This window comes from Sphingomonas hylomeconis, from assembly GCF_025370105.1.
Classification (GTDB): Bacteria; Pseudomonadota; Alphaproteobacteria; order Sphingomonadales; family Sphingomonadaceae; genus Sphingomonas; species Sphingomonas hylomeconis.
This window is the reverse complement of sequence record NZ_JANQBK010000003.1, coordinates 479787-501366: the sequence shown is the minus strand read 5'-3', so window position 1 is coordinate 501366 and position 21580 is coordinate 479787. Positions and strand designations below refer to the sequence as shown.

General features: G+C 67.1%; 21 protein-coding genes. 12 read left to right on the top strand and 9 right to left on the bottom strand.

Going from position 1 to position 21580, the window contains the following annotated elements; all coding sequences use genetic code 11:
• Positions 1-51: 51 nt before the first annotated feature.
• The 5 genes from NV401_RS06135 to NV401_RS06115 are packed head-to-tail and all read left to right on the top strand — an operon-like array spanning position 52 to position 4373.
• Positions 52-1068 carry a glycosyltransferase gene (locus NV401_RS06135; RefSeq protein ID WP_261293506.1) on the top strand — a complete coding sequence of 339 codons (1017 nt, stop codon included), beginning with the start codon at positions 52-54 and terminating at the stop codon, positions 1066-1068.
• Positions 1065-2087, top strand: a complete 1023-nt coding sequence (locus tag NV401_RS06130) for an acyl-CoA dehydrogenase family protein (RefSeq protein ID WP_261293505.1) — start codon at positions 1065-1067, stop codon at positions 2085-2087. Before NV401_RS06135 ends, NV401_RS06130 begins: the two co-directional genes overlap by 4 nt.
• On the top strand, positions 2087-2743 hold the full coding sequence (locus NV401_RS06125) for a PIG-L deacetylase family protein (RefSeq protein ID WP_261293504.1): 657 nt from the start codon (positions 2087-2089) through the stop codon (positions 2741-2743). The genes NV401_RS06130 and NV401_RS06125 overlap by 1 nt, the downstream gene beginning before the upstream one ends.
• A complete protein-coding gene (locus NV401_RS06120; RefSeq protein ID WP_261293503.1) occupies positions 2740-3321 on the top strand; it encodes a class I SAM-dependent methyltransferase in 582 nt (193 codons plus the stop codon). Before NV401_RS06125 ends, NV401_RS06120 begins: the two co-directional genes overlap by 4 nt.
• On the top strand, positions 3318-4373 hold the full coding sequence (locus NV401_RS06115; RefSeq protein WP_261293502.1) for a glycosyltransferase family 4 protein: 1056 nt from the start codon (positions 3318-3320) through the stop codon (positions 4371-4373). The genes NV401_RS06120 and NV401_RS06115 overlap by 4 nt, the downstream gene beginning before the upstream one ends.
• On the opposite strand, the gene NV401_RS06110 is transcribed toward NV401_RS06115, so the two are convergent.
• The 5 genes from NV401_RS06110 to NV401_RS06090 form a co-directional block, all read right to left on the bottom strand.
• Complete coding sequence (locus NV401_RS06110; RefSeq protein WP_261293501.1) at positions 4353-5858, bottom strand: glycoside hydrolase family 27 protein; 1506 nt, start codon at positions 5856-5858, stop codon at positions 4353-4355. The two genes, NV401_RS06115 and NV401_RS06110, sit on opposite strands and share 21 nt — an antisense overlap.
• A 77-nt stretch (positions 5859-5935) precedes the next feature.
• Positions 5936-7351 carry an amino acid permease gene (locus NV401_RS06105; RefSeq protein WP_261293500.1) on the bottom strand — a complete coding sequence of 472 codons (1416 nt, stop codon included), beginning with the start codon at positions 7349-7351 and terminating at the stop codon, positions 5936-5938.
• A 25-nt stretch (positions 7352-7376) separates the two neighbouring features.
• Entirely contained in the window at positions 7377-8033 is a 657-nt protein-coding gene (locus NV401_RS06100; protein ID WP_261293499.1) for a GntR family transcriptional regulator, read from the bottom strand.
• 55 nt (positions 8034-8088) lie between these two features.
• Positions 8089-9087 (bottom strand): 4-hydroxyproline epimerase, encoded by a 999-nt coding sequence (locus NV401_RS06095; RefSeq protein WP_261293498.1) that lies wholly within the window; start codon positions 9085-9087, stop codon positions 8089-8091.
• 5 nt (positions 9088-9092) lie between these two features.
• Positions 9093-10022: a dihydrodipicolinate synthase family protein gene (locus tag NV401_RS06090; protein WP_261293497.1), complete on the bottom strand. Its 930-nt coding sequence runs from the start codon at positions 10020-10022 to the stop codon at positions 9093-9095.
• Between the two features lie 73 nt (positions 10023-10095).
• On the opposite strand from NV401_RS06090, the gene NV401_RS06085 reads away from it, so the two are divergent.
• The 6 genes from NV401_RS06085 (at position 10096) to NV401_RS06060 (ending at position 16196) form a co-directional block, all read left to right on the top strand.
• Positions 10096-11313: an NAD(P)/FAD-dependent oxidoreductase gene (locus tag NV401_RS06085; RefSeq protein WP_261293496.1), complete on the top strand. Its 1218-nt coding sequence runs from the start codon at positions 10096-10098 to the stop codon at positions 11311-11313.
• A 16-nt stretch (positions 11314-11329) separates the two neighbouring features.
• Entirely contained in the window at positions 11330-12511 is a 1182-nt protein-coding gene (locus NV401_RS06080) for a M24 family metallopeptidase (RefSeq protein ID WP_261293495.1), read from the top strand.
• A 120-nt stretch (positions 12512-12631) separates the two neighbouring features.
• Positions 12632-12799, top strand: coding sequence for a hypothetical protein (locus tag NV401_RS06075; protein ID WP_261293494.1), 168 nt, complete (start codon positions 12632-12634; stop codon positions 12797-12799).
• Between the two features lie 55 nt (positions 12800-12854).
• Positions 12855-13595, top strand: a complete 741-nt coding sequence (locus NV401_RS06070; protein ID WP_261293493.1) for a 16S rRNA (uracil(1498)-N(3))-methyltransferase — start codon at positions 12855-12857, stop codon at positions 13593-13595.
• A 119-nt stretch (positions 13596-13714) separates the two neighbouring features.
• Complete coding sequence (locus tag NV401_RS06065; protein WP_261293492.1) at positions 13715-15088, top strand: glutamate--cysteine ligase; 1374 nt, start codon at positions 13715-13717, stop codon at positions 15086-15088.
• Positions 15089-15197: 109 nt separating this feature from the next.
• A complete protein-coding gene (locus NV401_RS06060; protein ID WP_261293491.1) occupies positions 15198-16196 on the top strand; it encodes an LLM class flavin-dependent oxidoreductase in 999 nt (332 codons plus the stop codon).
• A 54-nt stretch (positions 16197-16250) separates the two neighbouring features.
• On the opposite strand, the gene NV401_RS06055 is transcribed toward NV401_RS06060, so the two are convergent.
• The 3 genes from NV401_RS06055 to NV401_RS06045 all read right to left on the bottom strand — a co-directional run bounded on the left by NV401_RS06055 (position 16251) and on the right by NV401_RS06045 (position 18748).
• Positions 16251-17558, bottom strand: coding sequence for a sensor histidine kinase (locus tag NV401_RS06055; protein ID WP_261293589.1), 1308 nt, complete (start codon positions 17556-17558; stop codon positions 16251-16253).
• Positions 17559-17747: 189 nt separating this feature from the next.
• A complete protein-coding gene (locus NV401_RS06050; protein WP_261293490.1) occupies positions 17748-18413 on the bottom strand; it encodes a response regulator transcription factor in 666 nt (221 codons plus the stop codon).
• Positions 18414-18442: 29 nt separating this feature from the next.
• Entirely contained in the window at positions 18443-18748 is a 306-nt protein-coding gene (locus tag NV401_RS06045; RefSeq protein ID WP_261293489.1) for a hypothetical protein, read from the bottom strand.
• 192 nt (positions 18749-18940) lie between these two features.
• Between NV401_RS06045 and NV401_RS06040 the strand changes: the two genes are divergently transcribed.
• Entirely contained in the window at positions 18941-20728 is a 1788-nt protein-coding gene (locus tag NV401_RS06040; protein WP_261293488.1) for an ABC-F family ATP-binding cassette domain-containing protein, read from the top strand.
• Positions 20729-20731: 3 nt separating this feature from the next.
• Here NV401_RS06040 and NV401_RS06035 read toward each other — a convergent pair whose 3' ends face one another.
• Positions 20732-21544: an ATP-binding protein gene (locus NV401_RS06035; protein ID WP_261293487.1), complete on the bottom strand. Its 813-nt coding sequence runs from the start codon at positions 21542-21544 to the stop codon at positions 20732-20734.
• Positions 21545-21580: the final 36 nt, after the last annotated feature.

Genomic DNA, 21580 nt, shown 5'->3' with positions numbered 1-21580 from the left:
GAATGGTCGCGTGCAACGGTTGCAATCGGGGGGTGACGATACAGGATGGCCGTGCAGCTAACCCCAATAACGGTGGCGATCTGCGTGCCAGTGCGCAACGAAGCGCTCCTGCTCCCGCGTCTGCTCGAGGCGATCGCCGCGCAGGCGCAGGCCGATGCCCTCACCCTGCGCCTGTTCTTCGACGATTGCCGTGACGACAGCGCGGACATCGTCGCCCAACACGCAGCGTCGATGCCGTTTCGCATCGTCAGCAAAACCGGCGGCGCAACGGCCGAGCCGAATGCCGGCCGGGCGCGGGCGCAGGCGATGACGATCGGCTTGGACGCGTGCGGCGACGCGGCAGTGCTGCTCTCCACCGACGCGGATTCCATCCCGGCGCCGGACTGGGTGGCGCGCAATCTCGCCGCGCTCGATTTGGCCGACCTGGTATGCGGCCGGATCGTGCGCGGGGGGGAATTGCCCAGCGCGATCCAGGACCGCGTCGAGGCCTATTATGACGGCCTGTTCGCGCTGCGCCGGGCGATCGACCCGGTGCCGTGGGAAGCGCCGCACACGCATCATTATACCAGCGGCGCCAGCCTCGCCGTGCGCGCCGGCACCTATCGCGCGCTTGGCGGGTTCGAGCCGCGCGCGTCTGCGGAAGATGCACGGTTCGTCGATGCCGCCCACGCCGCGGGACTGCGCGTGCGTCGCGATGCCGCGGTATGCGTCGAAACCTCGTCGCGCCGACATGGCCGGGCGGCGGCGGGGCTGGCGGATCATCTGCGCGGCCTGGACGGCGGCGCAACCGGGCCGACCATGGCGCATCCGGCCGACGAAGCATGGCGCTATCGCGGGCAGGCCCGCGCGCGGGCGGCCTGGGGCGATGCGGCGGCAGTCGACCGGCTGGCGGTGGCATTGGGTCGTGATGCTGCACACATCCGCGCGGTGGCACGCACCTCGGCCAATGCCGAGGCGTTCGCAATGCGCGTGATTGGCGAGGTACCGGGTGGCGCGCGTCTTGCGACGCTGGATGAGGCGGAACGCGCCTTGGCCAATCTGACCTTCGAGCGGAGTGCTGCGGCATGAGCGATCCGCTCGACAGGATCCTGGCGCGCCCCAAGCCGGATCAGGACGGCATGCGCGGCACGATCGCCGCGCTGCACGCGCTGTTGCCGGTGCGCGGCGATCCGACGACGGCGGACGAGATGCTGGCGCTGCTGCGTATGCTGTACGGCGTCGCGCGGCACGATCTGCCGCTCGCGCGCCTGTTCGAGGGGCATGTCGATGCGCTGCAGATCGTCGCGCGCTATGCCGATCCCGACATCGCCGCCACGGCGGCGGCAGCGGCCGACCGGGGCGCCGCGTTCGGGGTGTGGAACGCGGCGCTGCCGGACGAGCCGTTGCGGGTCAAAAAGGGCCTGTTGCACGGTGGCAAGAGTTTCGCCTCGGGTGCCGGCATTCTCGGCCACGCGCTGGTCGGCGCGGATACCGAGGACGGGCAGCGGCTGTTGCTAGTCGATCTCGCCGCCTCGGCACCGGTGATCGATCGCGACTGGTGGCGCGTGGTCGGCATGCAGCGCTCGCAGACGCATGTCGTGCGCTGGAAGGGCGCGCCGGCCGCCAGCTTCGCGGTCGTCGGCGCGCCCGGCGATTATCCGCGCGAGCCGTGGTTCAGCGGCGGTGCGCTGCGCTTCGTTGCCTGCCATGCCGGCGGCGTGGCGGCGCTGTTCGATCAGGTGCGCGATCATCTCGTGCGCTCGGGCAGGGCGGACGATCCGCATCAGGCGGGGCGACTGGCGGACCTGTACGTCGCCGCCGATGCCGCGGCGGGCGCGGTGCGGCACGCGGCGCGCGCCTGGTTCGACAGCGAGACGCCCGAGAAGATCGCGCATGTCGCCGCGGCGCGCGTCGCGGTGGCCGCGATCGCCGATCGCGCGATCACGATCGCCGAACAGGCGGTCGGCGCGCAGGGCATGTTCGTCGCGCATCCGCTGTCGGCAATGCTCACCGATCTGATGGTCTATCTGCGCCAGCCCGCGCCCGATGCGCAGCGCATGCGCGTCGGCAAGGCAGCGGCAGAGGCCGTGCTGGTGCCGCGGCTGTGATGCCGCTCGGGCTGGATCGGGTGCGCGATGCACTGGTCATCGCGCCGCATCCCGACGACGAGACGATCGGCGCCTACGGGCTGATCCGCCGGCTGGTGCGGCAGAGCGCGCGCGTGCGCGTGGTGATCGTCACCGATGGCGCGGGATCGCACCGGAACAGCGCGCTTTGGCCGGCCGCGCGGCTGATCGCCGAGCGGCAGCGCGAGACGCGCCGCGCGATGGCCCGGATCGGTGTACCGGCGGGTGCCGTGCAATTTGTCGGCTTGCCCGATGGCAGGACGAGCGCCCTGCCCGATCGTGCCCTGCGGCCATTGCGGAGGGCGATCGCGCAAGCCCGCGGCGTGGATCTGCTGCTCAGCCCGGCGCGCGACGACGATCATCCCGATCACCGCATCACGGCGCAGGCGGCGCAGGCGTTCGGCCGGTCGACGCGGCATCTCGAATATCTCGTCTGGCCCAACCGGCACAGCCGCTCGCGCCCCGCGACCCATGCGCTCCGGCTCGGCGTGACGACCGCGGCGAAGCGCGGCACGATCCGCCGCTACTTCACGCAGATGGGCCGGATTCACGACGATCCGGCGGGCTTCACCATTTCCCGGTCCGAGCTCGCCGCCTTCTCGCACCCGGTCGAACGCTATCGACAGGTGTCGCGATGAGGCCGATCACGATGCAGGGCTTCGAAGGCAAGTTCGCCGGCGATGCAGATCCGTGGAAGACGTTCAGCGACCGGGACGAGGCGCACAAAAGGAACGCGATCCTGCACGGGCTGGGCGCGGGTCCGATCGGGCGCGTGCTGGAACTGGCCGCCGGCAATGGCTCGAACAGCGTGAAGCTCGCCGAGCGTGCACTGTGGCTCGATGCGACGGAGGGGACGGAAAGCGGTACGGCACTGGTGCGCAAGGCGGTCGGCGAGCGGCGCGGGGTGCGCGTTGCGCAGGTTCTGCTGCCGGCGCGCTTCCCGTCCACAACCTATGATGCGGCGGTGGTGGCGGAAATCCTCTATTATCTGACGCCGCGCGCCATGGCGCAGGTCGCGCGCGACACGGCCGCGGCGCTGCGCCCGGGCGGGCGGCTGGTGCTCGCGCACCACCGCGTCGATTATCCCGATTTCGCGCAACATGCCGCGCACATCCATGCGCGTTTCCTGAGCGATTCGGGCGTCCGCTGGAGCCCGGCCGGCGACGTGCGCACCGGGCGCTGGCGCGTGCAATCCTATGTGCGGGGCGCAGCATGAGCCGTCCGTTGCGCATCGCGATGCTCGCGCCGATCGCCTGGCGCACCCCGCCGCGTCATTACGGGCCGTGGGAACTGGCCACCAGCCTGCTGACCGAGGCGCTGGTTGCGCGCGGCATCGACGTTACCTTGTTCGCCACGCAGGACAGCGTAACCGGCGCTACGCTCGCCGGCGTGGTGCCCAGCCCGTACAATGACGGGCCCGGCATCGACGCCAAGGTGTGGGAGATGCGCCACGTCGCGCATGTCATGGAGCAAGCCGGCGCGTTCGACCTCATCCACAACCAGGCCGATTTCGTGCCGCTCGCGTTCAGCCGGCTGATCGCCACGCCGATCGTCACCACGCTGCACGGCATGCCCTCCGACCGTATCCTGCCGATGCTCGCGGAATATCAGCACGACGTGCATTATGTCGCGATCAGCGAGACTGATCGCAGCCCCGACCTGCGCTACGCCGCGACGATCCCGCACGGCATCGTTGTCGAGGACTTCGCGTTCGTGGCGGATGGCGGCGCGGACCTGCTCTATTTCGGGCGGATCCATCCCGACAAGGGCACGGCGACGGCGATCCAGGTGGCGCGTGCCGCCGGGCGCCGGCTGCTGATCGCCGGGATCGTGCAGGATCAGGACTATTTCGACCGCGAGGTTGCGCCGTGGATCGACGGCGATCGGGTGCGGTATGCCGGGCCGCTCGGCGGGGTCGATCGGCTGCAGGCGCTTGGCCACGCCGCCGCGCTGCTCCACCTGATCGATTTCGAGGAGCCGTTCGGCCTGTCGGTGGTTGAGGCGCTCGCCTGCGGCACGCCGGTGATCGCGTTCCGCCGCGGATCGATGCCCGATCTCGTGCGCGACGGCGAAACCGGGTTCGTCGTCGATACCGCGGAACAGGCAGTGGCGGCGATCGGTCGGCTCGGTGAGGTCGACCGCGTCGCCTGCCGCACGGATGTCGCGGCGCGCTTTTCAGCCGATCGGATGGCCGCGCGCTATCACGATCTGTACCTGTCTCTGCTGGCCGCGCGTGCGGCGCCGCGCTTAGCCGCCGCGCGCCATTAGCAGCACCGCGCCGTGCCCCGGCACGGCGAAGTCGGTCGTCTCGGGGGCAAGCGTGCGTCCCTGCCACACGTCGCGCAGCGCCGTGATCGGCATGCCGGCATCCGCCGCGGACAGCGTGACGCGCGCGGCGCCCGTGCCGCGGTTGAACAACGCCAGCGCGACCGAGCCGTCGGCGAGCGTCTTGCGCCAGATCTCGATCTCGCCCTGCTTGCGCACCGCCTTGCCCTGCTGCCCCAATTTCTCCTGATCGATCGCGATCACCGCGCGATTCTTGAGCAAAGCCAGCGCATGGTCGGAGGTGCGGCGCAGATCGTGCCCCATCACCAGCGGCGCGGCGGACATCGCCCACAGCGTCATGTGCGACCGATATTCGTCGTCGCTCATGCCGCCATTGCCGATTTCCAGCATATCGGGATCGTTCCAGCCGCCCGGCCCGGCATGGTCGGCATTGCCGTTTTTATCGAAGCCGATCTTCGCCATGGTGGGATAATCGTCGGTGATGTCGCCCGTCGTGCGCCACAGATGCCCGCCGACCGAGCGGCCCCAGGCGCCGACGTCGAAGCGGCCATATTCGCACAGCGAGAAGACGATCCGCCGCCCCGTCGCGCGCAGCGCAGCGCCCATTTCGTAATAGCTGCGCTTCACCGTGTCGGCATCGGCATAGAACCACTCGCCCGAGCACAGATCGTATTTGAGGTAATCCATGCCCCAGCCGGCGAAGGTCTTGGCATCCTGCGCGACATGGCCGTAGCTCCCCTCATAGCCGGCGCAGGTCTTTGGCCCTTGCGAGCTGTAAATGCCGAGCTTGAGCCCCCGCGCGTGGACATAATCGGCCAGCGCCTTCATGTCGGGGAACTTGGCATTGGGGCGCAGCACGCCATCGGCCCCGCGCGTACCCTGCCAGCCGTCGTCGATGTTGACATAGGTATAGCCCGCGTCGCGCAGCCCGGTGGAGACGAGCGCGTCGGCCATCGCGCGGATCGTCTTGTCGTCGATATGTTCGGCGAACTTGTTCCAGCTGCTCCAGCCCATCGGCGGGGTGGCGGCGAGGCCATCGGGCGCAAGCGTGCCGAGCGGCGGCAGCGTCGCGACCTTGAACGCCCGCTTCGCGGCATCGGCAGCGGTCCCGCGGCGGCCGTTCTGCACGACGTGCGAGCTCCAGATATCGCCTTCGAGCACCACCGCACCGTTCACCAATCTGGCCGTCCAGCGGCGGGTGGCGTGGGCCTTGTCGTTGAGGTTGCGCAGGTCGAACGAAACCGTGTCGCCGTCGCGTTGGACGTTCTGCATCTCCATCTTGCCGTACCAGGCCGTGGTCACCGCGCCCGTAGCGCGATCACCATCGCCCGACAGTTCGACCATCGTCACGCCGGGATAGGACGGCGCCTTGTCGAACAGCCAGACGCCGTCGAGCGGGGTCTTGCCCGCGGCGGGGGTGGCGATCGCGGCCGCGGCGGCGAGCAACATCGTCGAAAAAAGGCGCACGAACGGTCTCCCGGGTGGACGGACTGAGGGAATGCAGCGCGCCGATCCTCCCCCAAGCGGGGAGGATCGGGCGTCGATCACGAGGCGGGCGCGGCCTTGCCGACCAGGCTGCGGCTGCGGCCATAGGCGAAATAGGCGGCAAGCCCGATCGCGTTCCAGATCACGAAGCGCACCAGCGTCGCCGTGGGCAGGCTGAACAGCAGGTACAGGCAGCCCAGGATCGCCAGCGTGCCGACGATATAGGGCTGCGGGCAGCGGAACAGCCGCTTCATGTCCGGCGCGGTGCGGCGCAGCACCATCAGGCAGGCGCCGACCGCGATGAACGCGATCAGCGTACCGGCATTGGCCAGTTCGGCGATCTCATCGAGCCGGAAGATGCCGGCGACGACGGCGATCGAGATGCCGGTGAGCAGCGTGATCAGCGTCGGCGCGCCGGTACGCGGCGATACCTGCGCCAGGCGCCGTGGCAGCAGCCCGTCGCGCGCCATGACGAAGAAGATGCGGCTCTGCCCGTACATCATCACCAGGATCACCGACGGCAGCGCGATCACCGCGGCCAGCGCGATCAAATATGCCGCGGCCGGCTTGCCCAGGCTGCGCAGCACGAGCGCCAGCGGCTCGGGCGAATTGGCCAGCTGCTGGAACGGCAGCGCGCCGATCGCGGCGACGGCCACCGCCATGTAGATCAGGGTGCACACCGCCATCGAACCGATGATGCCGATGGTCAGATCGCGGCCGGGATTTTTCGCTTCTTCCGCCGACGTCGCCACCGCATCGAAGCCGTAAAAGGCGAAGAACACGATCGCCGCCGCCGCCATCACGCCGCGCTTATGACCGTCCACTTCGGTGCTGGCGAAGCCGTAGGGCATGAACGGCTCGAGGTTGCTCGATTGGAACGCCGGCAGCGCAAAGGCGATGAACATGCCGAGCGCCACGAGTTTGATCACAACCAGCACGATATTGAGCGTAGCGCTCTCGCGCGTGCCCGCAATCAGCATCCCCATCACCGCCAAAGCCACAAACACCGCCGGCAAATTGACGATGCCGCCGCCATGCGGGCCGACCAGGATCTCCTGGGGCAGGTGAATTCCCGCCGCCTCGATCCAGCCGACCAGATAGCCGGACCAGCCAACCGCGACGGTCGAGCAGGCGAGCGAATATTCGAGGATCAGGCTCCAGCCGACCACCCAGGCGATCTTCTCGCCGAGCGCCGCATAACTGAACGTATAGGCACTGCCCGCGGCGGGAATCATCGTTGCCAGTTCGGCGTAGCAGAGCGCCGCGCAGGCGCAGACCGCGCCGGCGATCGCAAAGGCCAGGATCACCGCCGGGCCGGCGCGCTCGGCGCCGACGCCGGTCAGGGTATAAATGCCGGTGCCGACGATCGCGCCGACACCGAGCGCAATCAAATGCGGCCAGCTCAGTGTCTTGGCGAGCCGTTGCCCGGCCTCGTGCTGCGTGACGTTACTGAGCGACTTGCGTGGTCCGAACATTCTATCCCCCTTGTGAGCGACCGTATCAGGTCGTCATCGTCGTTCTGAACTGCGCGTGCAGATCGTCCAGCGTGCCCTGGATGTGCGCGGTGAGCCGCTCGGTGAGCAGCGGCACGTCGCGCGCCAGCCAGGCGTCGATCAGCCCGCGATGTTCGAGATGCGCGCGCGCATCGCGGCCCGCCGGCTTCAATTGCGCGACGACATAGCGTTCGGCAAGCACCGCAAGCCGCTCGACCAATTGCGTGGTGAGCAATTTGCCGCCCGGCCGCACGAGTGCCGTGTGGAACGCGCGATTGCGGATCGCGACCTCGGCGAGATTGTTGTTCGCCGCGCTGTCCAGCGCCTCGAACGCGGCATAAGCGGCGGCCTGATCCGCCTCATTGGCCAGCGTCGAGGCGAAGGCGGCAGAGCGCGGTTCGAGCGCGAGGCGCAGCTCGAAGATTTCGTCGGCCTGCGCCGCCGACATCGGCTGGACGAAATAGCCGCGATTGGGCTGGCTGGTCAGCAGCCCTTCCTGCTCGAGCCGTGCCAGCGCCTCGCGCAACGGAATCTTGCTGACGCCGAGATCACTGGCCAGCGCATCCTGCCGGATCGGCAGCAGATCGGGCAGCGCACCGGTGACAATCTGTTCGCGGACGATCTCGAACACGCGTTCGGAAAGGGTGCGTACGACGATGCTCATCGCTCTGTCACTCCGTTCAGGGGTGTCACCGCAACCGAGGAAATCGGCCGGTTGATCACTTGACCTGAAAACCATCCCAGAAGCGGTCCGCGCGATCAATCCAGATCGTGTTGAAACCGGTCGCGATGGCCGATCCTTCGATCGACGGGACGATCGCCTCCTGATCGCCGAGCGTGGTCGCGCGCTCGACGCGACCGATGAAACGGCTGCCGATATAGCTTTCGTGCACGAAGCGCTCGCCGACCACGAGGCGACCGGTGGCAGCGAGATGCGCCAATCGCGCCGACGTGCCGGTGCCGCACGGGCTGCGGTCGATCGCCTTGTCGCCGTAGAAAACGGCGTTGCGGCCGTCGGCACCTTCACCCTTCGGCCCGTCGGCCCACAGGATATGGCTGACGCCGCGGATCGTGGGGTCGAGCGGGTGGATCGGTTCGTATTTCGCACGGATCGCGTCGCGGATGCGGCCGCTGAGATCGATCAGACGGCTGGCGCCGAGATCGTCCAATGACGTGTACGCGCCCTGCGGCTCGATGATCGCGTAATAATTGCCGCCATAGGCGACATCGACGGTCAGCGGACCGAAGCCTTCAATGTCGATCGGGATGCCGCGCATCGCGACATAGGACGGGACGTTGGTGATGCGCACCGCGGTGACCTTGTCGCCTTCCGTCGTATAGGCGATGTCGATGACCCCGGCCGGCACCTCGACGCGCAACTCGCCCGGCGTGCGCGGCTCGATCAGGCCGTGTTCGAGCCCGAACGTGATGATGCCGATCGTGCCGTGGCCGCACATCGGCAAGCAGCCGGATGTCTCGATGAACAGGATACCGATATCGGTGTCGCGCCGCGTTGGCGGATACAGGAAGCCGCCGGACATCATGTCGTGCCCGCGCGGCTCGAAGCACAGGCCGGTACGGATCCAGTCGAAGCGCGTCATGAAATCCTGGCGCCGCTCCGACATGGTCGCCCCCTTCAGCAGCGGCGCGCCCCCCGCGACGAGCCGCACCGGGTTCCCCGCGGTATGGCCGTCGATGCAGAAGAAGGTGTTGCGCATCCCGATCAGGCGGCCTTGGCCTGATCGGGATTGGCCCGGTCGAGATTGGGGCGCGTTGCAGCAGCCTGTTCGACCATCGCGATCACCTCGGCACGGCGCGCGCCGATCAGCGGGTAGCGCGGCGGCAGCACGCGTTCGGAGCCGCGGCCCATGACCTGCTCGGCGAGCTTGATCGACTGGACCAGATCATGCTCGGCATCGAGATGCAGCAGTGGCATGAACCAGCGATAGATCTCGATTGCCTTGGCGTGATCGCCGCGCTCGAACGCCGCGACCAGCTCAACCGATTCCCGGGGGAAAGCGTTGGTCAGGCCCGAGACCCAGCCCTGCGCGCCGAGATACAGGCCCTCGAGCGCGACATCGTCGAGCCCGGCAAACAGCACGTAGCGCGAGCCGAATTCGTTGCGGAAATCGGTGAAGCGGCGCGTATCCGGCGCGGATTCCTTGACCGCCACGATATTCTTGATCTCGACCAACGCCGACAGCACGGCCTTGTTGATCACCGTGCGATAGGCCGGCGGATTGTTGTACAGCATGATTGGCAGCGCCGTACTTTCGGCCACGCCCTTGAAGTGCGCGACGAGCTCATGCTCCTGCGGCACATAGACCATCGGCGGCAGCAGCATCAGACCATCTGCCCCGACCTTCTCGGCCGCCTGTGCATAACGGACGGCACGACGGGTATCGTATTCCGACACACCGGTGAGCACGGGCACACGACCGGCGACGACCTCAACGATCGCGGTCAGCACGGTGACCTTTTCGTCGTAATCAAGCGAATTGTTCTCGCCCACGGTGCCAAGCGCGATCACGCCGGTGACCCCGTCGCGGATCAGATCGTCGACGACACGCTGCGTATCCGCGAGATCGATCGACAGATCCTCGCGTAACTGAGTCGTTACCGCCGGGAAGACACCCTTCCAACCGATCGCCATGTATAATGCCCCTTATTGAGTTCTTATACTGTATACGATATAGCGTTTTGCGGCGCAACAAGGGATTTCTCGGGTGCAGCGAATAACGGTCGTCGGCGGCGGCATTGTCGGATTGAGCAGCGCCGTTGCGCTGGCGCACGCAGGCTATGTCGTGAGTGTGTTCGAAGTGGACGCAACGCGCAATGCCGCATCGTGGGGCAATGCCGGGCACATCGCGACCGAGCAGGTCGCGCCGCTTTCCTCGCCGGCTTCGCTGCGCTCCGCGCCCGGGCGCCTGTTCTCGCGCGGCGGGGCACTCGATCTGCCGCTGGCGATGATTCGCCACTGGCTGCCATTCGCGCTTCGGATGCTGTGCGCGTCGACGCCGGCGCGCTTCGCGCAGGGGCGCGCGGCGCTGGCGCCGTTGCTGGCCAGCGCGTTGCCCGCATGGCAGCGGCTCGCAGCGGCGATCGGCGCGCCCGAGTTGATCAGTACCGAAGGGCATTTCGTGCTGTGGGAATCGGCAGACAGCGCGCGACGTGGGCGTGCCGCCTGGCATGCGGCGGACACGGGCACGGCAACGTTCCGCGATGCCACCATGGCCGAGCTGGACGCGATCGATGCGATTAACGGCACACCGTATCTCGACGGGATCCGCTTCGCTGGCAGCGGGCAGATTACCGATCTCGGCGAACTTGCCACCGCGCTGGAGCGCGCATTGCTCGCGGCGGGCGGGCGGATCGTGCGCGAGACGGCGCTGATTACCGTAATCGACGGTATGGCCAGCGTCGTCGGGATCGACAGCGATCTGGTGCTGATCGCCGCCGGCGCGCGATCCGGCGCGCTCATCCGAGCAGCCGGGCACAAGGTGCCGCTGATTGCCGAGCGCGGCTATCATATCCGCGCCGCCGCCGACGCCTGGCCCGCGGAGCTCCCGCCGATCGTGTTCGAGGACCGGTCAATGATCGTGACGCGCTATCGCGATCAGGTGCAGGCGGCGAGCTTCGTCGAGTTCGGCGCGGCCGATGCGGCGCCGGATGCAGCCAAATGGCGGCGGCTCGAACAGCATGTCGCCGCGCTTGGCTTGCCGCTGACCGGCCCGTTCACGCGCTGGATCGGCGCACGCCCCACGCTGCCCGATTATCTCCCAGCGATCGGCCGCTCGCTTCGCGCGGGCAATTTGCTGTATGCGTTCGGCCATCAGCATCTCGGCCTGACGCTCGCGCCGATCACCGCCGAACTGGTCGTGGCACTGGCGCAAGGGGTGGCGCCGGCGATCGATCTTGCCGCGTTCGATGTCGAGCGCTTTTGAAGTTGAGGATTGTACGATGACGATTGGCGGATCCGACAGTGCCGGCGAACTGGCCGGGCTCACTCCCTGGACCGCTAGGGCCGCGCCGATCGCGCGTGCGGAATATGATGCGAGGCTCGACCGCGCCCGCGCGCTGACCGAGCAGGCGGGCGCGACGGCGTTGCTGGTCAATGCTGGCGCCAGCCTGCGCTATTTCACCGGCGTGCCCTGGGGGCCAAGCGAGCGCATGGTTGCGCTGCTGCTGCCGGTCGGCGGCCGGCCGGTGGTGATCTGCCCCGCCTTCGAGCAGGGCACGCTGGCGGCCGACCTCAGGATCGATGCCGATCTCGCCTTGTGGCAGGAGGACGAACAACCGGCCGATCTCGTTGCGCGGTTGCTCGCGCCGGGCGCGGTGCTGGCGGTCGATCCGTTGCTGCCGTTCGCCTGGGGCCAGAAACTGCGCGATCGCCGCCTGTCATTGGTCGACGGCACCGCGCCGATCGACGACTGCCGGAAGATCAAGTCGCCGGCCGAACTGGCCTTGCTGTCACAGGCTAAGGCGATGACGCTGGAGGTGCACCGTCGCGCTGCCGCGATCCTCCACCCAGGCATCGCCGCGTCCGAAGTGGTGCGCTTCATCGATGCCGCGCACCGCGCGCTGGGCGCGGCGGGATCGAGCTTCTGCATCGTTCAGTTCGGTCGCGCCACAGCCTTCCCGCACGGCCTGCCCGGCGAACAATATCTCGCTGAGGGCGAACTGGTGCTGGTCGATACCGGCTGCCTGGTCGAAGGCTATCATTCGGACATCACGCGTACCTATGCGTTCGGCGCGGTCGGCGGCGACGAGCGCGCGATCTGGGCGATCGAGCAAGAGGCGCAGGCCGCCGCCTTCGCCGCGGTGCGCCCGGGCGAGACATGCGAGGCGATCGACGCCGCCGCGCGCCGCATATTGGTCGCGCATGGCCTTGGGCCGGACTATAAGCTACCGGGCCTGCCGCATCGCACGGGCCACGGCATCGGCCTGTCGATCCACGAGCCGGCCTATCTGGTGCGCGGCGATCACACCGTGCTGGCGCCCGGCATGTGCTTTTCCAACGAGCCGATGATCGTCGTGCCGGATCGCTTCGGCGTGCGGCTGGAGGATCATTTCCATGTGACGGAGACGGGCGCGGCATGGTTCACCACACCGCAGCCGTCGATCGATCGGCCGTTCGGTTAGGCCGGCGCCGCTTTGGTCAGCCGATCGCCGGCCACCAGTGGCGCAATCGGACCGCACAACTTTGCCAGCGAGGCCGCAGGCGGCTAACGGTGGCGGCGTGACGCGTTCCCCCATCCCCTCATGGTAGCCCTGTCGGTCGCGGTCGGGCGCTTTTTCGAGGCATTGTTCTGGGCGATGATGCAGGCCGCCGGGCAGATTGCGCTCGGCGCAGGCGCCGGGCTGCTCGTGCTGATCGTCGCCTGGCGGCTGATGCGGGGGCATTGGCCGTGGCGCAAGCGCGGGCGCTAGCCTGCCGCGCACGAAGTGACTGGCCGGTGCGGGTACTGCTCTTTAGGGTTGCGCGATGATCGCCACCCCTGCCTGGCCGCCGCAATCGACGCCGCGCCTGTTCATTGACTCACCCCTCGCCCCCGGCGCGCTGCGCATCGACGGGCCGCAGGGCCATTATCTCGCCGCGGTAATGCGGCTGAAGATCGGCGATCCGGTCAAGCTGTTCGACGACATCAGCGGCGAATGGCTGGGCGTGGCCAGTGCGGTCGGCCGCCGCGACGTGATGCTAGACGTGACCGAGCGATTGCGCGCGCGGGAAGCGGTGCCCGATCTGTGGCTCTGCGCCGCGCCGCTCAAAAAGGGCCGGATCGACTGGATGGTCGAGAAAGCGTGCGAACTGGGTGTCGCGTGCGTCGTGCCCGTGGTGACGCGACGCGCGGTGGTCGACAGGCCAAAGAGCGAGCGGTTGCGTGCGCATATGATCGAAGCCGCCGAGCAATGCGGACGCACTGCGATTCCAGGGCTTGCCGAGACGGTCAAGCTGCCGGCGCTGTTGCGTGACTGGCCGGCGGGCCGCACCCTGTTCTTCGCGGACGAAACCGGCGGCGTTCCGGGTTTTGCGGCGATGCGCGAGGGCAGCGCCACGGCAGCGATCCTGATCGGCCCGGAGGGCGGCTTCGACGATGAGGAGCGCGCCGCGATCCGCGCGCATCCGGACGCGGTGGGCATAAGCCTGGGGCCGCGGATCCTGCGCGCCGATACTGCGGCGGCGGCGGCGGTATCACTCTGGATGGCGGCCCAGGGGGATTGGTGAAGCACGCCCGCCTCGTATCCGCCGCCGCCGCCGGGAAAAGATTGGGAACGGATTTCGAGTACCACACATGGGGTGAACCACCACTAGCGCCTTTCCATACCGGTCGTTAAAGCGCGGCAATGACGAGCCCCACGCCCCCCAAGAAGATTTCGCCGACCATCGAGTCGCGCGACCAGCTGATCGCCAGCTTTGCCGCGGGCGAGAAGCCAATCGACGCCTGGCGGATCGGCACCGAGCACGAGAAGTTCGTCTATGCGCTGAGCGACCATCATGCGCCGAGCTACGAGGAAACGGGCGGGATTCGCGATCTGCTCAAGGCGCTCGAAACCTATGGCTGGCGACCCGTCGTCGAGGGCGGCAACGTCATCGCGCTCAACGGCGCCGACGGCAGCGTCAGCCTCGAGCCTGCAGGGCAGTTCGAACTGTCGGGCGCCCCGCTCGAAAATCTGCACGAGACCTGCGCCGAAACCGGACGCCACCTCGAGCAGGTCAAGTCGATCGGTGAAAAATTCGGCATCGGCTTTCTCGGGCTCGGCATGTGGCCGGACAAGACGCGCGACGAACTGCCGCGCATGCCCAAGGGGCGCTACGGTATCATGCTGCGGCATATGCCGCGTGTTGGCTCGATGGGGCTCGACATGATGCTGCGTACCTGCACGATCCAGGTCAATCTCGATTACGAGACCGAGGCCGACATGGCCAAGAAGTTTCGCGTCGGCCTGGCGCTGCAGCCGCTGGCCACTGCCCTGTTCGCCAATTCGCCGTTCACCGAGGGCAAGCCCAACGGCATGCTGAGCTACCGCAGCCATATCTGGTCGGACACCGATCCCGCGCGCACCGGCATGCTGCCGTTCGTCTTCGAAGACGGCTTCGGCTACGAACGCTATGCCGACTATGCGCTCGATGTGCCGATGTACTTCGTCTATCGCGACGGCAAATATATCGACGCCGCCGGCCTCAGCTTCCGCGATTTCCTCGCCGGCAACCTGTCCGTCCTGCCAGGCGAAAAGCCGACACTCGACGACTGGACCGATCATCTGTCGACCGCGTTCCCCGAAGTGCGCCTGAAGACCTTCCTCGAGATGCGCGGTGCCGATGGCGGCCCGTGGAACCGGATCTGCGCCTTGCCCGCTTTCTGGGTCGGATTGCTCTATGACGGTGTCGCGCTGGATGCGGCTTGGGATCTGGTCAAGGACTGGACGATCGAGGAACGCCAAGCGTTGCGCGATGCGGTTCCCAAGCTCGGGCTCGACGCGCCGATCGCCGGGGGGCGCACGTTGCGTGATATCGCCGGCCGCGTGCTGGATATCGCCAATGCCGGGCTCAGTGCGCGCAACCGGCTGAATGCCGGCGGCAGCAACGAGACCGGGTTTCTCGATCCGCTGCGCGAGGTCGTGCGCAGCGGCAAGGTTCCGGCCCAACTGTTGCTCGAAAAATACCATGGCGCATGGGGCGGCGACGTCTCGAAGGTCTACGACGAATTGCGGTTCTGATCGCTCGACGTCCGGCGCGTCGCGACGGGACGTGGCGGACAGGCTGCGCGGGAATGACGGCGGCAGATTGGGGCTAGCGGGAGCCGCCCGCCCTCCCCACATGCTGATCATGACAGCCTATTCCCTGCTCGATCTGGTGCCCGTCCTCGAAGGCGGCACCGTCTCCCAATCGCTCGCCAACGCCGCCGATCTCGCGCAGCACGCCGAGCGGCTCGGCTTCCGCCGCTACTGGACGGCAGAGCATCACGGGATGGCGGGGATCGCCAGTGCGGCGACCTCGGTGGTGCTCGGCCATATCGCCGCCGCCACCTCCACGATCCGCGTCGGTGCCGGCGGCATCATGCTGCCCAACCATGCCCCGCTCGCGATCGCCGAACAGTTCGGCACGTTGGACGCGCTGTTTCCCGGCCGGATCGATCTCGGTCTCGGCCGCGCGCCGGGCTCCGACCAGCGCGTTGCGCACGCCATGCGCCGCAATTTGCAGAGCGACTCCAATGCCTTCCCGCGCGACGTGCTCGAACTGCAGAGCTATTTCGCGGATGACGGCCAGACCGGCATCACTGCGACGCCGGGTGCGGGCGCGAACGTCGATCTGTGGATCCTGGGATCGAGCACGTTCGGAGCGCAACTCGCCGCTGCGCTGGGCCTACCCTATGCCTTCGCCTCGCATTTCGCGCCGGATTCGCTGATGAGCGCGCTGGCGATCTATCGTCGCGACTTCCAGCCATCGGCCGCTCTCGATCGCCCGCACGTCATGGCCGGCTTCAACATCTTCGCCGCCAATACCGATGCCGAGGCGGAGTTGCTGGCAAGTTCGCAGCAGCAATCGTTCGTCGCGCTGCGCACCGGCAATCCGGGCAAGCTCAAGCCGCCGGTCGAGGGCTATCGACAGAGCCTGGGCGCGCAGGGGCAGCAGATCCTAGATCACGTGCTGCAATGCTCGGCGGTCGGCTCCCCGGTCACGGTCGCGCGCGGCATCGCTGCGTTCGTCGAGCGCACCGGGGTCGACGAGATCATGGTGACGAGCGCGATCTACGATCATGAAGCGCGCAAGCGCAGCCTGGAGATCACCGCAGACGTGATGGCGGAATTCAAGGTCGCCGCCTGACCTGGGCTCAACCGTCACCCCGCTTTCGCGGGGGATGACGGCTGGAACGGCAGATCAATTCGCCGCCGGCAGCCTCAACCGTACCAGCAGCCCGCCGAGATCCTCGCTCTCTTCGAGCGACACCGTCCCTTCGTAAATCTCCGCCACGTCGCGCACGATCGCCATGCCTAAGCCCGTCCCGGGTTTGCCGCTGTCCAGCCGCACGCCGCGATCGAAAATGCGCACGCGCTGTTCCTCCGGAATCCCCGCCCCGTCATCCTCGATCAGGAATTCGACGAAGCCGGAATGCTGCCCGACCGTGACGAACACGCTGCCGCCGCCATATTTGGCGGCATTCTCGATCAGATTGCCAAGCATCTCATCGAGATCCTGCCGCTCGACATGCACCTGCAGTGTCTTCGGCCCGTCAATATCGATCCGCACATGGCGATACAGTCGCGCGACTGCGCGCTCGACCGATTCGAGGCTCGGCCACACATCTGCGCGACTATGCGCCGAACCGCGTCGTCCGACGGCGCGCGCGCGCGCGAGATGATGGTCGACCTGACGGCGCATCGTCCGTGCCTCGCGCACCACCGTCTCGCCGAGATCGTCGGCATCGGCGGTTGCCGCGTTCATGATCACGGTGAGCGGTGTCTTGAGCGCATGCGCGAGATTGCCGGCGTGGCGGCGCGCTTCCTCGGCCTGGCGTTCGTTATGCGCGATCAGCCCGTTGAGTTCCTCGACCATCGGCGCGACTTCGATCGGCATCGGGCGCTCGATCTGCCGCGACTTGCCAGACCGCATGCGGGCGATCTCCTCACGCACCTTGCGTAAAGGCCACAGCCCGTAAAAGGTCTGCAACGCGGCCATGACGAGCAGGCCAAGGCCCAGCAGCAGAAAGCTGCGCACCAGCGTCTTGCGCAGTGCACCGATCTGGGCATCGAGCCCTTCCCGGTTTTGCGCGACCATGAAGCGCCAATTGACGTCCGACCCGGGCAGTTTGACGTCCCGTTCGAGCAGCCGGAGCTTTTCGCTGGGAAATTGCGCGCTGTCATAGACATGCACATCCCGATCGGCGTGCCGCCCGGCATAAGCCAGTTTACGATCCCACAGCGAGCGCGACGGAAACGCTTCACGGCCCTTGGCCGAGACCTGCCAATACAGGCCGGAACCGGGCTCGAGGAAACGCTGGTCGGCGGGTTCGCGGTTGAACATCACCTCGCCGTCCGGGCCGATCTCGGCCGAGACGATGAGCGCGGTCAGGACATATTCGAGCTGGTCGTCGAAATTGCGCGTCACTGCCTGGGTCAAAACGCGATCGAGCCCGTACCCCCCGCCGCTAAGCAACACGAGGATCCATACCGCCGCGATCAAGATCATGCGGCGCGACAGCGATCCGGTGGTGCGCACGTAACCACGGCTGAGCGGGACTTCGGCGTCGGTGGAGGCAACCGATACCCCCGTATTATCCGTCATGCCGAACCCGCTTCAGCATCCATCATGCCATTCGGACGATCCACTCCAGGGCATGATGGGCCCTGAACCAGGATCAGGGCGACGAATCGTGGCTCAGGCATCCGGATCCTCGAGGCTATATCCCAGCCCCCGGATCGTCGTAATCACGTCCTGCCCCAGCTTCTTGCGGATCCGCGTCACGAACACCTCGATCGTGTTCGAATCGCGATCGAAATCCTGATCGTAGATATGTTCGATCAACTCGGTCCGGCTGACCACCTTGCCCTTGTGATGCAGCAGATAGCTGAGCAATTTGTATTCCTGCGCGGTCAGCTTGACCGGTTCGCCGGCCCTCGTGACCTTGCCCGAACGCGTGTCGAGCCGCACGTCGCCTGCCGTCAATTCCGACGAGGCGTTGCCCGAGGCGCGGCGGATCAGCGCGCGCAGCCGAGCGATGAGTTCCTCCGACTGAAACGGCTTGGCGACGTAATCGTCCGCCCCGGCATCGAGCCCGGCGACCTTGTCCGACCAGCTGTCGCGCGCGGTCAGCACCAGCACCGGCGCGGTGCGACCTTCCTTGCGCCAGCGGTCGAGCACGGTCAGCCCGTCGATCTCGGGCAGGCCCAGATCGAGCACGATCGCGTCGTAATTCTCGGTCGAGCCCATGAAATGTCCCTCCTCGCCATCGACCGCGAGATCGATCGCATAGCCCGCGCCTTCCAGCGTGTTCTTGAGCTGCTGGCCGAGATTGGGTTCGTCTTCGACGATCAGGACGCGCATTCTATTCCCCTTTGGTCCGCTATTGGCGCTTATTGGCCGGTCTGACGCAGGATCTGGCCCGATCGGCCATCGACATGCACCCAGATCACGGTCCCATCGCGCAGGAATTTCAGCGTGTAAATGCTGCTATAGGCATCGAAATCAACACCGAGATATTGTGCGCCGCGCAGTTGCGGCACGATGCGGCGCTCGATTTCGCGCAGCGGCATGAGCTTTCCCTGGCGCCGCGCTTCGAACGCCTCGGCCTGATCGCCGCGGCGCTGCGCGGGGACTGCGGGCTCGGCGACGACGGGCGCTGCGATCAGGCACAAAGCGAGGGGGGCAATCATCTTCATCGGGATGTCGCATAGGCATGCGGCGTTGAACAGCCTGTGAATAGGCGCGGGAAACTTGCGCCGCTTGGCTTGCATCGGTAGCGCAGCACAAACCCCAAGCCGCTCGCGTTCATCGGAGGTGGTGCGTGCCCGAATCGCCCGATTCGTGCAGCGCCGCTGCAGCGCGACCGGCCAGCAAGAAATACCGCATTCATGGCCGCTCCCGCACCAATTCTCGCGTTCGAAAATCTCGGTATCGTCCAGGGCTCGGGCTGGCTGTTCCGCAATCTCGACATCCATGTCGGTCCGCGGGACAGGCTCGCGCTGATCGGCCGCAACGGCGCTGGCAAGACCACGCTGATGAAGCTGATCGCCGGCTCGATCGAGGCCGACGAGGGCCGGCGCACGATCCAGCCCGGCACGCGGGTCATCCTGCTCGAACAGGAGCCGGACCTGCGCGCCTACAAGACGCTGCTCGACTACGTTCTGGCGGGCGACGACGCGCCGATGGAATATGAGGCGGATGCGATCGCCGACCAGCTCGGCATCGATCTCTCGCGCGATGCGGCCTCGGCGAGCGGCGGCGAACGGCGCCGTGCGGCGATCGTCCGCGCGCTGGCGATGGAACCCGACGTGCTGCTGCTCGACGAGCCGACCAACCATCTCGATATCGCCGCGATCGAGTGGATCGAGCAATGGCTGAGCCGCTTCAACGGCGCGTTCGTCGTGATCAGCCACGATCGCACCTTCCTGACCCGGCTGACCAAGCAGACGCTGTGGCTGGATCGCGGCGCGGTGCGGCGCGCAGAAATCGGCTTCGGCGGGTTCGATGCCTGGACCGAGCAGGTCTATGCCGACGAGGCGCGCAATGCCGAGAAGCTCGACGCCAAACTGAAGCTGGAGGAACATTGGCTGCTGCGCGGCGTCACCGGGCGGCGCAAGCGCAACCAGGGGCGGCTGACCAAGCTGGTCGAGATGCGCGCCGAGCGCGCCTCGATGATCGGGCCGCAGGGTTCGGCCAACCTGACGATCGGCACCGACGACGCCAAGACCAAGGTCGTGATCGACGCCAAGCATATCTCCAAGAGCTTCGGCGAACGCCCGATCATCACCGATCTGAGCCTGCGCATCACGCGGAAAGATCGCATCGGCATCGTCGGCGCGAACGGCGCGGGCAAGTCGACCTTGCTCAAGCTGCTGACCGGCGAACTCGAGCCGGACGCCGGGCAGATCCGCTTCGCCAAGACGATGGAACGCATCGTCATCGATCAGCAGCGCAGCAAGATGGCGCCGGAAAAGACCGTGCGCGACGTGCTCGCCGATGGTGGCGACTGGATCGACGTGCAGGGCAGCCGCAAGCATGTCGTCGGCTATCTCAAGGAATTCCTGTTCGATCCCAACGTCCTCGATGCCAAGGTCGGCACGCTGTCGGGTGGCGAGCGCTCGCGCCTTTTGCTCGCGCGCGAATTCGCCAAGCCCAGCAACCTGCTGGTGCTCGACGAGCCGACCAACGATCTCGATCTCGAAACGCTCGATCTGCTGCAGGACGTGATCGGCGATTATGAGGGCACCGTGCTGATCGTCAGCCACGATCGCGACTTCCTCGATCGCACAGTGACGATCACGCTGGGGCTCGACGGCTCGGGCACGGTGGATGTCGTGGCCGGCGGCTATGAGGATTGGGAGCGCAAGCGCAAGGCGGCGGCGCCCAAGCGCGGCGGCGGCAACCGCAAGGTCCAGGCGACGGCGCCCCCGCCCCCGCCTGCCCCCAAGGTGAAGCTGACGTTCAAGGACCAGCGCGATTACGAGATCCTGCCCAAGCGGATCGAAGAGATCGAAGCCGGCATCGTGCGTGACGAAAAGATCCTCGCTGATCCCGCGCTGTATTCGAAGGATTTTGCCAAGTTCGAACGGCTGACCAAGGAAATTGCAGCGGCACGCGCTGAGAAGGAAGCGGCCGAACTGCGCTGGCTGGAGTTGGCGGAGAAGGTTGGCGGCTAAGCGTTAGTTCAGCGGCTTGCCGTGCCGGCCCGCAAGATCGACGATATAGTGCCAGGCGACGCGGCCCGAGCGACTGCCGCGGCGCGTCGCCCAGCCGATCGCATCGGCAGGATCGAACGGTAGCCGGTGCGCTAGGGTATAGCCTTCGACGATCGCGAGATAGCCGCTCTGGTCCATCACGTGGAAACCGAGGCTGAGGCCGAAGCGATCGGCCAAGGCCAGTTGATCGTCGATCGCGTCGCGCGGGTTTATGGCGCTGTCCTGTTCCGCGATATCGCGGGGAATCAAGTGACGGCGGTTGGACGTGACGAGCAGGCGGGCATTGGCAGGGCGGGCCTCGGCGCCCCCCTCCAGCATCGAGCGAAGCGCGCGGCCGTCGGCGGCGGCGTCAAACCCGAGATCGTCGATGAACAGCGCAAAGGCGCGCGGCACCATCGCGATCTCGGCAAATAGCCGAGGCAAGGTTTCCAGATCATGTGTGGCGATCTCGATCAGCGCGATGTCGCCGCCCGCCGCTTGGAGGTGCGCGACCGCCGCCTTGACCAGCGCCGATTTACCCGTGCCGCGGGCGCCCCACAACAACACGTCATGCGCGGCATGGCCATGGGCCAGGCGGTCGAGATTGGCGACCAGCGCCGCCTTCTGCGCCTCAATGCCGTGAAGTTGTTCCAGCGGCAGCGCAGCGAAGGCGCGTGCCGGCGTCAGCGCCGCGCCGCGCCAGATATAAGCCGGGTGCGCCCGCACATCGGCGGAGACGGGCCCCCCGGGGGCCAGGCGTTCGAGGGCGGCGGCGATCCGGGCAAGGGGGTCGGTCATGCGGCGCCTATAGCGCTGCCCTCGCTATCCGTCATG

Coding starts and splice junctions, on each gene's coding strand:
- NV401_RS06080 (WP_261293495.1), top strand. CDS start 11,330: ATGACGATTGGCGGATCCGACAGTGCCGGCGAACTGGCCGGGCTCACT.
- NV401_RS06075 (WP_261293494.1), top strand. CDS start 12,632: ATGGTAGCCCTGTCGGTCGCGGTCGGGCGCTTTTTCGAGGCATTGTTC.
- NV401_RS06060 (WP_261293491.1), top strand. CDS start 15,198: ATGACAGCCTATTCCCTGCTCGATCTGGTGCCCGTCCTCGAAGGCGGC.
- NV401_RS06040 (WP_261293488.1), top strand. CDS start 18,941: ATGGCCGCTCCCGCACCAATTCTCGCGTTCGAAAATCTCGGTATCGTC.
- NV401_RS06090 (WP_261293497.1), bottom strand. CDS start 10,022: ATGGCGATCGGTTGGAAGGGTGTCTTCCCGGCGGTAACGACTCAGTTA.
- NV401_RS06065 (WP_261293492.1), top strand. CDS start 13,715: ATGACGAGCCCCACGCCCCCCAAGAAGATTTCGCCGACCATCGAGTCG.
- NV401_RS06035 (WP_261293487.1), bottom strand. CDS start 21,544: ATGACCGACCCCCTTGCCCGGATCGCCGCCGCCCTCGAACGCCTGGCC.
- NV401_RS06120 (WP_261293503.1), top strand. CDS start 2,740: ATGAGGCCGATCACGATGCAGGGCTTCGAAGGCAAGTTCGCCGGCGAT.
- NV401_RS06105 (WP_261293500.1), bottom strand. CDS start 7,351: ATGTTCGGACCACGCAAGTCGCTCAGTAACGTCACGCAGCACGAGGCC.
- NV401_RS06130 (WP_261293505.1), top strand. CDS start 1,065: ATGAGCGATCCGCTCGACAGGATCCTGGCGCGCCCCAAGCCGGATCAG.
- NV401_RS06045 (WP_261293489.1), bottom strand. CDS start 18,748: ATGAAGATGATTGCCCCCCTCGCTTTGTGCCTGATCGCAGCGCCCGTC.
- NV401_RS06100 (WP_261293499.1), bottom strand. CDS start 8,033: ATGAGCATCGTCGTACGCACCCTTTCCGAACGCGTGTTCGAGATCGTC.
- NV401_RS06115 (WP_261293502.1), top strand. CDS start 3,318: ATGAGCCGTCCGTTGCGCATCGCGATGCTCGCGCCGATCGCCTGGCGC.
- NV401_RS06055 (WP_261293589.1), bottom strand. CDS start 17,558: ATGATCTTGATCGCGGCGGTATGGATCCTCGTGTTGCTTAGCGGCGGG.
- NV401_RS06125 (WP_261293504.1), top strand. CDS start 2,087: ATGCCGCTCGGGCTGGATCGGGTGCGCGATGCACTGGTCATCGCGCCG.
- NV401_RS06050 (WP_261293490.1), bottom strand. CDS start 18,413: ATGCGCGTCCTGATCGTCGAAGACGAACCCAATCTCGGCCAGCAGCTC.
- NV401_RS06070 (WP_261293493.1), top strand. CDS start 12,855: ATGATCGCCACCCCTGCCTGGCCGCCGCAATCGACGCCGCGCCTGTTC.
- NV401_RS06095 (WP_261293498.1), bottom strand. CDS start 9,087: ATGCGCAACACCTTCTTCTGCATCGACGGCCATACCGCGGGGAACCCG.